The following is a 10,000-nucleotide window of genomic DNA, read 5'->3' as shown; positions in this document are numbered from 1 at the left end:
GGGCTATGCCTTCGTGCAAACCAATCCGCCGGGACCGGCCAAGACGGATGAGCACCGTCTGTGGCAACAATTGACTTACCGCGTGGCGGCCTTTGAGGGCGGCGCGGTTCTGAACGGGCGCACACGACTGGAGCAAAGGCGAATAGACGGGCGCGACGATATGGGCTGGCGTCTGCGTCAGCAGCTCCGTTTCAGCAAGCCGCTCACACCGAAAGTCAGCGGCGTGGTGTGGAGCGAGGCCTTCTGGGCCGCCAACACCACGGACTGGGGGCAACGCGAAGGCCTTGAGCGCTGGCGCAACAGTGTGGGCGTATCTGTGCCCCTGACGTCCCGGCTGACGCTTGAGCCGGGCTATATCCATCAGTGGGTGCGCCGTCCCCGCGAAGACGCTGTTGACCATATTGTCAGCCTCAGCCTGACCGCGCAGTTTTAAAGGATTTTTCGTATGAGTGCCGTGCATCTGGCCGTCATGGCCGCGTTTTTCTTTGCCCCGTCTGACTCGACTCCGGTCGAAAACATGCGCCTGTCCAAGGGCCTGGCGAAGCTTGAACCGGCGCATTTTGCCCGCCGCGCCCTCATCAAGGGCGACCATCTTGACGATGCCATTCTTCTGTCCACCGTGAAAGCGACGCGCAAACCGGGGCCAGCTAATGGGGCCTATATCTGGGATGGCCACGTTCAGGTGCGCATCGACCGGCAGACGGGTCAGGAGCGCTGGGAGGTCTGGCACGACCTGACCTATAGCGGGGCACGCCGTGAGATATCGGAGGTGCGCTATCAGATCGGTGACCGCCTCGTGAAGGTCAAACCGAGCACGGTGACGCACTGGATCGACTACTGCCCGGCGTTTGAAATGCCCGGCGAATGCAGCCAGTTCACCCGCGTGGTGTTCGAGGTACCCGAAGAGGATATCCGCGCCATGGCCCGGTCCTACCAGCCGCAATCACGCACGCCTTGGCTGATCCGTCTGAAAGAAGCCCGTGGAGAAGATGTGACCATCGGCGTGGCCCCCGCTGAGGTGGCCGGTGCGTGGCAGGCGCGCCATGCGTTGAATTAGGGTTTGTGGGGATTCATTTTGAGTTTATGACGGCGGCTGCGAGATAGATCATGGCCTTGAAGCTGTTATCGGTTTTGTCTGCTCTCATGGCGATGCGTTTGAACTCTTTGAGTTTGCAAAAGAAGTTCTCAACCAAGTGTCGCCATTTGTAGATTTCTTTGTCGATGTCCAAAGGCTTTGAACGCCGTGGATGTTGGGAAATGACGATCTTCGCCCCGCGTTCATTGAGATTATCGACGATCGAGTTGCTGTCGAAAGCCTTGTCGGCCAACAAGGCTCCGAAGCTGATGCCTGTCAGAAGCGGTTCAACGCCCACCGTATCGAACCGATGCCCCGGCAACAGTTCAAAGCGCACGAGATTGCCAAAGGCATCTGTCAAGGCGAGGATTTTAGTGGTCATGCCGCCCTTTGAGCGGCCTATGGCCTGGCTCTGAGTCCCCCTTTAGCGCCCTGGCCATGACGGTGGACCTTGACTATCGTGGCGTCGACCATCGCGTATTCCATATCTGGATCATCCGAGCAGGCATCAAATATCCGTTTAAAAACATCGGCTTTGCGCCAGTCACTGAAGCGGCGAAACGCTGTGCTCCAGTTGCCGTAAAGTGGAGCATACTTTTCGGCATGAGGTTCTAAAAAAAACCGCCCTGTCGTGAGACAAGGGCGGCCAGTGCGACGCATCAACGGGGAGCCGAAGCGTCAGGAAGGGTTATTTCACCTGCGGCCAGCCGTCGGAGAGCTGTCGGCGTACCGTGGCCATATCCGGGGCGTCTTTCCAGAGGATGCCGATGTCGCGGTGTCTGGCGCCCGGTCCGGTCGAGCCGCTTTCAAAAAAGCGTGAGTCCTGCGGATGGAAGACGGCGGTTTTGGTGCCGTCGCGCGCCGTGCCGCCCATGCTGGTCCAGTGGTCGGGGTGGATATGGGCGTCCATCACGCAGTCGATAAACAGGGCCTGCCCCACGGCGTTGGGATCGGCATAGCGTCCGTCCGGGAAGGTGGTCGTCGGGTGCCAGGGCCGGGCCAGCGCCACCGCGCCGTCGGGCACACCGGCTTCGCGCGTCAGGCGCGACCGATAAACGACGAGGCCGATGGGCTGGCTCAGGGGCGTGGAGGGGGCCAGCAAGAAGGAATGGAACTCCCCCCGCGGGGTGGGCGCGCCGCGATTGCGGGTGCGCAATTCGCTGTCTTCGATCAGCAATTGCCCGTTTCCGAAGATGAAGTCGATATTGCCGGCGATCAGGCTGTCGCGGATCACCGCCCGCCTGCCATTGGCAAACAGCGTGTCCTGATAGCCGAGCATCGCGGTCTTGCGGAACAGCACGCGGTCGCTGTCGATATCGAGCAGGACGGCGACGGCCTGCGAATTTTTGATCTTCTGCGGGTCATCGCTCAGTCGCGCGTCGTTGCTGAGGTAGTCGAAGGTGTTTTCGACGGTCAGGCCCTCGACCGTCACCTGATCGGCATTGATCGTCAGGGTGGCCGAGCCGGGTGTGCCCCACTTGCGGCGGTGATACTTGCCCGCCGTTTCGGCCACGGCGTCAAAGTGCAGGCGGGTGCGTTTCACCCCCGCGCCTTTGAGGCGCACTTTCGGGCGGCTGACCGTCACCTTTTCATAATAGTCGCCCGCCGCCACGTCGATCACCACCCAGGTGTCGCTTGTGTCCTTTTGCGCGGCGTCGAGCGCGGCCTGCACCTTTGTGAAACAGGCTTTTTGCGTACCGCAGTCCGGGCGCACTGTAAAACGGGTGGCGGCCTCGGCGGGGAGGCTCAGCGCCGCAAGGGTCAGACAGGCGACGGCGCTGGCGAGCAGGGTGGGGCGTACAGACATGAGCTCAGTGTTCCGACAGAAAACCGTCAATCAGATCGACAATGCGGCTGAACCACGGATCGAACAGCCAGATGTCGTGGGGGGCGTTGTCAAACGCGGTATAGCGATAGGCGATGCCCTGCGCTTTCAGCTTGGCCTCGACCTCTTCATGACCGGCGGTAAAGCGCGTCAGGCCGCTGCTGATGACGAGGGTCGGCGGGGCGGCGGCGCTGACGTGCTTCGCGGCACTGGCTTCGCGCCAGCGGTCGGGCACCTTTTCCATCGCACCGCCCAGCCACAGACCGGCGGCAGAGCTGTCCCCGGCGGCGTTTTCGTATTGCAGGGCCAGTGGTGTGGTGAAGTCGAGCACGCCGTCAATGTCGATCAGGGCGCTGACGCGCGTATCGTCGCCCGCCTGGCTTTTGTAGAGTGGGGTGTCCGCCGTATAGGCCACAAGCGCGGCCATCTGCCCGCCGGACGAGGCCCCGCCAAGGGCCAGCCGCTTGGGGTCGATGCCAAAGGTCTGCGCCTGCCCTTTGACCCAGACAAGGGCGTCATTGACGTCGATCAGACCCGCCGGATAGGGGGCTTCGGGCGACAGGCGAAACTCCGGCAGGAAGACGGCATAGCCGCGCTGCGCCAGCCGGCTGGCCAGAGCGTAGAAATGCGACTTGTTGCCTGAGCGCCAGCCACCGCCGTGCACCAGCAGGATACCCTTGCCATTGGCGCGCCCGGCGACCGGCAGGAAGACGTCGATATGCAGTTCGCGCCCGCCGATACTCTTGTAACGGCGGTCAAACAGCACCTTTTGCCCGCTCTGGAACTCGGCCACGGGCCAGCTGATGCCTGCATACTGATCCTTATAGCGCTCAAACCGCTGCGAGACGGTGTAGCTGTCGTCCACGGGGATCAGGTCGGCGGCGAGGGCGGGGGTCAGTAGTCCCAGACCCAGCGCGGCGACGGTAAGGGCGGGCAAAAGCCGCATGGTTTACTCCTGTAGAGGCGGCCACCGGCGGGTGCCGATGGCCGCTTTATGTTTATCAGTACTTATAACGCAGACCGAGGATCCACTGCGCTCCGGTGTGGGTATATTCGCGCGTCAGATCCATGTCGCCCGTATCGCCGGTGCCGTAGATGCGCTCCACTTCGTCGGTGATGTTGATACCCTCAAAGGTCAGGGTCAAGCGCGGCGTGACGTTGTAGAAGGAGGCGAAGTCTACGTGGGTGGGGCCGTATTTGCGCTCCTGCACGTGACCATTGCCGCCCGGTTCGCTGAGCAGATAGTCGTCACGCTTGTTGACCGACAGGCGCGCCCCGAAGGTCTCGGTGTCGTAATAGACGGTCAGATTATAGGAGTTGGGCGACAGGCCCGTGGAGTCTTCGGCCGAGACGTGGGTGTAGTTGGACGCGATGCCCAGCTTCGACCACGGCCCCGGCAGGAAGGTGAAGGGCTGGTTATAGGTCAGTTCGAAGCCCTTGACGCTGTTGCCCTTGTCGCTGTTGACCGGGATGGTGAAGGTGTAGGGCACCTTGGCCGGATCGGCATTGTAGGAGGTGTCGTACAGCGGGTCGGCATAGATGGCCGGCCAGAAGGACGGGTCGATCATCTGACTGACCACATCGGTCTTCAGCGAGCGTACAATGTCCTTATGGAAGACGGTAAAGGCCAGAAGCCCTTCGTCACCGAAGTACCATTCGACGCCCAGATCCACATCGTTCGATTCATAGGGCTTCAGCGACGGGTTGCCGACATTGCCCACGGTGCGCGTGGTGTAGCCGAAGACCGGCCCGGCGATGTTCAGCGAGCTGAGCCCCGGACGCGTCAGGCTGCGGCCATAGGAGGCACGCACCACAAGGTCGCTGCGCACGTCCAGCGCCGCATTGATCGAGGGCAGGTAGTTGTCGTAATCGACATTGACCTCGACCGGCGTGCCGCTGACGCGTGCCTTGGAACTGACCTTGGTCTTGACGTAGCGCAGACCGGCATTGGTGCGCAGGCGCATACCAGCGATGTCGTATTCGGCGTTCAGTTCGCCATAGGCCCCAAGCGTTTCTTCGCCGACGGTCCAGCCCGCCCCGGTGTTGTCCGTATAGCCGCCTTTGATGATGCCTGCGGCGGCAATGGCGTCGAAATCGGCGACGCGGAAGGGCAGCAGGCCCGGACCGTCCAGCCCCTTGCCGAAGTTGGAGACGGGGAAGGGACGGGTATAGTTCGACGGGTCGAAGCTGGGCGTTGCGCCCAGACCTTCGCCATAGCTCACCTTGCGGTCATTATAGCTCAGGCCGGCCTTCAGCGACACGTTGTCGGCATTGTAGGTGGCGTCAAAGCGCGAGGTGAAGTTTTCCTTCTTTACCGTGTTGATGCGGTTAGAGGCCGTCAGGGCGTTGATATAGTTGTTGGCCTTGTTGGGGTCATAGGTGCCAAAGCTGATGCTCGGCACATAGGCATTGCCGCTGTAGTCATAGGCGTAATAGTGCGGCACCGAGCGGTAGTAGAAGCGCAGTTCCGTGCGGTCGGCGTCATCCACCGCCGACCCGGCCATGGCGTCGAGCGTCAGGCGCTCATTGAGCTTGAAACGACCGGACAGGACGACCTGATCAAAGGTCGATTGCGAGTTCTGACGGCGGCTTTCGTACCACGAGGTCACGTCGTTAAAGGCGGCGGCGACCAGAGTCTTGCCGTCGGCTCCGATCTTGAACGACAGCGGCGTCTGACCCGTAAAGTTACCGGCGGTGCCGTGCGTCAGCAGCCATTCCATCGAATTATAGCTGTCGCGGTCATTGGTCAGTTCCGAATGCAGGACGTCCAGCGTGATCAGGGCGTTTTCGGTGGGCTTGTATTGCAGCGAGCCGGTGACCCCGATGCGCTTCTGATCATTGCCGAAATAGTCGGCGCGCGGCAGGCGCGGGGCCCACAGGCAATCCAGCGGATCGGCGGCCCCACAGGCTTTTGGCGTCCCCGTTACAGTCGGGTTGCTCTTGGCCCACGAGTCGCCATTGACGTAGGGCGAGGTCCAGCGCACGCTGGAATAGCCTTCCTGATGCACGGTGCGGTTGGAGGCCGCCACCGATAGAAGCGCCCCGAACTTACCATCGGCAAACGTCTTGCTGACCAGCAGGGCGACGCGCGGATCGGCCTTCTGATTCAGGGTGTTGTAATTGGCCTGCGCTGAGGCGGAGACGGTGAAGTCTTTGCGGAAATCAAAGGGACGCGCTGAATAAAGATTGACCGTACCGGCAATGCCGCCTTCTTCGGTCGAGGCCTTCTGCGATTTTTCGATGTCAATACGATTGAACAGTTCCGAGGCGAACAGGTGGAAGTCGAAGGCGCGGCCCGCATTGAGGGTGACGCCGCCTGTGTCGAGGCCGTCGCTGCTGGCCGGGACTTCCATGCCGTTCAGCGTGGTGCGCGTAAAGTCCGGACCGAAGCCGCGCAGGGTGATATTGCGCCCTTCGCCGCCTTCGCGCGACATGGCCACACCCGGCACGCGCTGGATGGACTCAGCCAGGTTGAGGTCCGGCATCTTGCCGATGTCTTCGGCCACGATGCTTTCGACCGCATTGGCGGCGCGACGCTTGATGGCGCGCGCCTTGCTCAGCGATCCGCGAATGCCCTTGACCACGACCACGGTTTCTTCGGGGGCGGCGGCGGGCTCGTCAGAGGCGGTGGTGTCGGCCGCGTAGGCGGTGCGGGTGATGGGGATGGCGTTGTCGCGCGCTGCCGGGATCTGCTCAGCCAGAACAATAATGCCATTGGAGCGGGTAACCGGTGTCAAATTCGTGCCCGCTAACAGGCGCGACAGGCCTTCGCGCACCGGCATATTGCCCTGCACGGCGGCGGTCTGCTTGCCCTTCACGACCTTTTCTGGCGCCATAAGCTGGATATTGGCCTGCTGGGCGAACTGAGGAATGCCGCGTTCGGCCGCCTGAGCCGGGACATTGAACGACTTGACCGCGTCCTGTGCCTGAGCCGGCACGGCGGAAACCATAAGCAACGTGCCGCCGGCGAGCAGCAACGGGCCATTAAACGCGCGCATAAATGCATTCGTCATCAGAATTTTCCCTGTAGAAGCGCCCCGTGGTGCGCATTATTATTATTGAAGGTCCCGGTTATTTTAAATCTGGGCCTTCCTGAGTTACGATGCCTGGCAAACGGACTTCCGTATGCGGCGTATTTATTTTTTTGTGCCGATCAGGATGGCCTTGTCGGTCTTATGGATATTTGCGCCGAAGGCTTCGACCACGGCCCCCGAAAAGGCCTCCGGATCATTGGCGCTCAGCCGCCCGATCAGGCGCTCGCGCCCCAGAGCCTCGTCCTCAATGACGATCTGGATGCGGTTATAGCGGTTGAACTCCGCCGCCACCTGCGACAGGGTCTTGCCGTTCAGCGCAATCTGCCCTTCGCGCCACGCCAGATCGCTGTCGATGGCGTCGGGGGCGTGGACGATCTTGACCGGCTGATGTTCACGCAGGACGGTGCGTTCCCCGGCGTGCAGCAGGACGGCCTCACGACCATCGGCGACCGACCAGGCCTGCACCGTGCCCTCCGTCACCAGCACCTCAACCCCGTCAGGGTGCTTTTTGACCGAAAAGGCGGTGCCGACGGCCTTGATGCGGCTCTGACCGGCGCTGACGATAAACGGACGCTGGCGATTGTGCGCTACCTTGAACCACGCCTCGCCCTCGATCAGCTCGATGCGGCGCTCGCTTTCGGCCATGTCGATGCGCAGGCGGCTATCGGTATTCAGCGTGGCGATCGAGCCGTCGCTCATGGGCAGGCGGCGGATTTCGCCCATATGGGTTATGGCCTCGTCCTGACGCAGGGCAAAGACGGCCAGAAGACTGGCGGCGATCAGCCCGCCACCGGCCGCCGCGGCGGTCAGGAGACGCCGGCGTGACGGGAGGGGAAACAGACGGGCGGCCGTGTCCTGCCAGTGGGCGGACGGCCCCAGCGCCTGCGCCCGCGACAGGCTGTGCCAGCCGGCCTCAGCCCGCAGCAGCGCCCCGCGCCGCCGCGGATCACCGGCCAGCCACGCGTTCAGCGCCGCCGCGTCCTCAGGCGAGAGCGGACGTGGCTTGACCGCCCACAGGCTGGCCGCGTGCGCAATCTGCTCGCTAGTTTCGACCGGCGTCGGTACCACGCATATACTCCTTTCGCGGCTGGAGACGGGGTTCGTCTTCGGCCATGGCCTTCATGATCAGACGCAACGCCTTGGCCGCGTCATTTTCCACCATATGTTCGCTCAGGCCCATACGGCGGGCGATTTCTTTCTGGGGCAGGCCCTCGATCTTGCGCATTTCGAACACCTGACGGCAGCGTGCGGGAAGGGTGGCGATCACCCGCTTCAGACGCGCCAGATCGGACCGCGCCACGCTGACCTGCTCCGGCGAAGGCAGGTCGCTCATGACCTCCAGCCGGTCGATCTCGTCCACGCTTTCGATACGCACGATACGCGCTCGCCGCAGCCGCATCAGGGCGATATTGCGCGCCACCGTGAAGAAGTAGGCGCGCGGCGAGGTGATGTGCTCGATATGGCTTAGCTCCGCCATGCGGCAGTAGGATTCCTGAAGAATATCCTCAGCGTCGTCACGCCCCAACCGGGCACGCATCAGCCACGCCCGCACATCCGCCTCATGAGGCAGGATCTGCGAAGCCACCCAGTGAATGATGTGATCCGGCGCGGACTCCATTCAGGCCTCCCGATACTATGATGCCTGAGCGGGTGACTTCCGTAAATTTATGTTTGGCGATGGCCGAAAGGCACGCCGCAATAGTTTTGATCTTAAAGGCCTGTGCGCCGCTCAAGGGTCGCGTGGGAACCGCCCCTTTTCGTTTGACAACGATTGCGCGCGGGCCTAATGGCCGCGCGCAACCCTGTTTCCGAGGGTATCCTACCTTCGGAACAGGCTTATCAGGAACCTAAACCCATGCCCGACGACAGTCGTCGATCCACATTGCCGCAAGGACCGCGCATCGGGTAAACGGGTTTCCGGCTTGCCGATACCGGGCTTTGCGGCCTCAGTATCAAAGGTAAGCCGATGGTCTTCTTTTTCGAAGATAGTCAGGGCGCGCGTCCGCTCGTGCATGCGTCCCGCGCCGACCGCTACGGTGTGTCCTTCGCCGATCTCGCCGCCTTCCTGCTGCTGGCCGGGGTGGCGGTGCTGGTCTTTCATGGTGCGTCCGCCATGGATCAGCCGCTTTCCCAACTGCGTTCCGCACCGGTAACGCTCGATCTGGCGCAACTGCCCGAATATGCTCTGCGCTCGACGCTGCGCATGTTTGCGTCGCTGGCGGCGTCGCTGGTCTTCACCTTCACCGTGGCCACTCTGGCGGCCAAGAGCCGCCGGGCGGCCCTTCTGATCATTTCGGCGCTTGATATCCTTCAGTCTGTCCCGGTTCTGGGCTTTCTGACCTTTACGGTGACCCTGTTCATGGGCCTGTTTCCGGGCAATCAGTTAGGGGCCGAAGCCGCCGCTATCTTCGCCATCTTCACCAGTCAGGCGTGGAACATGGCCTTCAGCGTCTATCAGTCGCTGACCACCCTGCCGACACGCAGATGTTCCGCATCCGGGGCTGGCAATGGTGGCGTCAGATCGCCCTGCCGGCGGTGTTTCCCTACTATGTGACCGGTGCCCTGACGGCTTCGGGCGGGTCATGGAACGCCAGCATCGTGGCCGAGGCCGTGGACTGGGGCCATACCCACCTCGAAGCGGCGGGCCTTGGGGCCTATATCGCCCGCGCCACTGCGGCGGCCGACTATCCCCGCGTGGTGCTGGGCATCGCAGTGATGAGCCTGTTCGTCATCGCCTTTAATCGCATCGTGTGGCGCCGCCTCTACGTCTTCGCCGAACGCCGCCTGCGTCTGAACTGAGGAAAGGTACTTTCCCATGACCCACACCCAATTCACCCCCGCTTGCCCTCTGGTCGAACTGCGTCAGGTGTCGCACGTCTATGAAAAGGGCAAATCCACGGGCCACACCGTGCTGGAGAAGGTCGATCTGACCCTGAATGCCAATGAGATCGTCGGTCTTCTGGGGCGCTCCGGCTCGGGCAAATCGACCCTGCTGCGCACCGTAGCGGGCCTGATCGAGCCCAGCGCAGGCACGGTCCACTTCCCCTCTGCGCCGGACGGGCAGGC

10 protein-coding genes and 1 pseudogene are annotated in these 10,000 nt (G+C 62.4%); 5 read left to right on the top strand and 6 right to left on the bottom strand.

From position 1 onward, the window contains the following. Window positions 1–433: DUF2490 domain-containing protein (locus LDL37_RS00380; protein WP_290792735.1), on the top strand; the 433-nt coding region annotated here is incomplete at its 5' end. Between the two features lie 12 nt (window positions 434–445). Continuing rightward, entirely contained in the window at window positions 446–1,057 is a 612-nt protein-coding gene (locus LDL37_RS00375) for a hypothetical protein (RefSeq protein ID WP_290792733.1), read from the top strand. Window positions 1,058–1,070: 13 nt separating this feature from the next. On the opposite strand, the pseudogene LDL37_RS00370 reads toward LDL37_RS00375, so the two are convergent. The 6 genes and pseudogenes from LDL37_RS00370 to LDL37_RS00345 form a co-directional block, all read right to left on the bottom strand. Then, window positions 1,071–1,657 (bottom strand): annotated as a pseudogene (locus LDL37_RS00370) (IS5 family transposase); the annotation flags it as partial. A gap of 106 nt (window positions 1,658–1,763) precedes the next feature. Further along, entirely contained in the window at window positions 1,764–2,882 is a 1,119-nt protein-coding gene (locus LDL37_RS00365; RefSeq protein WP_290792731.1) for a pectinesterase family protein, read from the bottom strand. Window positions 2,883–2,886: 4 nt separating this feature from the next. Further along, window positions 2,887–3,846, bottom strand: a complete 960-nt coding sequence (locus LDL37_RS00360; RefSeq protein WP_290792729.1) for an alpha/beta hydrolase — start codon at window positions 3,844–3,846, stop codon at window positions 2,887–2,889. A 55-nt stretch (window positions 3,847–3,901) separates the two neighbouring features. After that, window positions 3,902–6,913, bottom strand: a complete 3,012-nt coding sequence (locus tag LDL37_RS00355; protein WP_290792726.1) for a TonB-dependent receptor — start codon at window positions 6,911–6,913, stop codon at window positions 3,902–3,904. 123 nt (window positions 6,914–7,036) lie between these two features. Then, complete coding sequence (locus tag LDL37_RS00350; RefSeq protein WP_290792724.1) at window positions 7,037–8,002, bottom strand: FecR domain-containing protein; 966 nt, start codon at window positions 8,000–8,002, stop codon at window positions 7,037–7,039. Further along, window positions 7,977–8,552: a sigma-70 family RNA polymerase sigma factor gene (locus LDL37_RS00345; RefSeq protein WP_290792722.1), complete on the bottom strand. Its 576-nt coding sequence runs from the start codon at window positions 8,550–8,552 to the stop codon at window positions 7,977–7,979. The genes LDL37_RS00350 and LDL37_RS00345 overlap by 26 nt, the downstream gene beginning before the upstream one ends. A gap of 348 nt (window positions 8,553–8,900) precedes the next feature. Here LDL37_RS00345 and LDL37_RS00340 point away from each other — a divergent pair, with 348 nt between their 5' ends. From LDL37_RS00340 to LDL37_RS00330, 3 genes are all read left to right on the top strand, one after another. Next, window positions 8,901–9,488 carry a hypothetical protein gene (locus LDL37_RS00340; protein WP_290792720.1) on the top strand — a complete coding sequence of 196 codons (588 nt, stop codon included), beginning with the start codon at window positions 8,901–8,903 and terminating at the stop codon, window positions 9,486–9,488. Then, window positions 9,419–9,733, top strand: coding sequence for an ABC transporter permease subunit (locus LDL37_RS00335; protein WP_290792718.1), 315 nt, complete (start codon window positions 9,419–9,421; stop codon window positions 9,731–9,733). The genes LDL37_RS00340 and LDL37_RS00335 overlap by 70 nt, the downstream gene beginning before the upstream one ends. A gap of 16 nt (window positions 9,734–9,749) precedes the next feature. Next, window positions 9,750–10,000, top strand: a 251-nt coding sequence (locus LDL37_RS00330) for an ATP-binding cassette domain-containing protein (RefSeq protein WP_290792716.1), incomplete at its 3' end; no start/stop codon positions are given.

It is taken from the genome of Asticcacaulis sp. (assembly GCF_020217185.1).
Lineage (GTDB): Bacteria > Pseudomonadota > Alphaproteobacteria > Caulobacterales > Caulobacteraceae > Asticcacaulis.
The sequence above is the reverse complement of the archived record's forward strand: the minus strand, read 5'-3'. Positions and strand labels throughout refer to the sequence as shown.

Excerpts from the sequence above, each read along its gene's own strand:
- LDL37_RS00365 (WP_290792731.1), bottom strand. The coding sequence starts at position 2,882 with ATGTCTGTACGCCCCACCCTGCTCGCCAGCGCCGTCGCCTGTCTGACC.
- LDL37_RS00335 (WP_290792718.1), top strand. The coding sequence starts at position 9,419 with ATGTTCCGCATCCGGGGCTGGCAATGGTGGCGTCAGATCGCCCTGCCG.
- LDL37_RS00345 (WP_290792722.1), bottom strand. The coding sequence starts at position 8,552 with ATGGAGTCCGCGCCGGATCACATCATTCACTGGGTGGCTTCGCAGATC.
- LDL37_RS00340 (WP_290792720.1), top strand. The coding sequence starts at position 8,901 with ATGGTCTTCTTTTTCGAAGATAGTCAGGGCGCGCGTCCGCTCGTGCAT.
- LDL37_RS00360 (WP_290792729.1), bottom strand. The coding sequence starts at position 3,846 with ATGCGGCTTTTGCCCGCCCTTACCGTCGCCGCGCTGGGTCTGGGACTA.
- LDL37_RS00375 (WP_290792733.1), top strand. The coding sequence starts at position 446 with ATGAGTGCCGTGCATCTGGCCGTCATGGCCGCGTTTTTCTTTGCCCCG.
- LDL37_RS00355 (WP_290792726.1), bottom strand. The coding sequence starts at position 6,913 with ATGACGAATGCATTTATGCGCGCGTTTAATGGCCCGTTGCTGCTCGCC.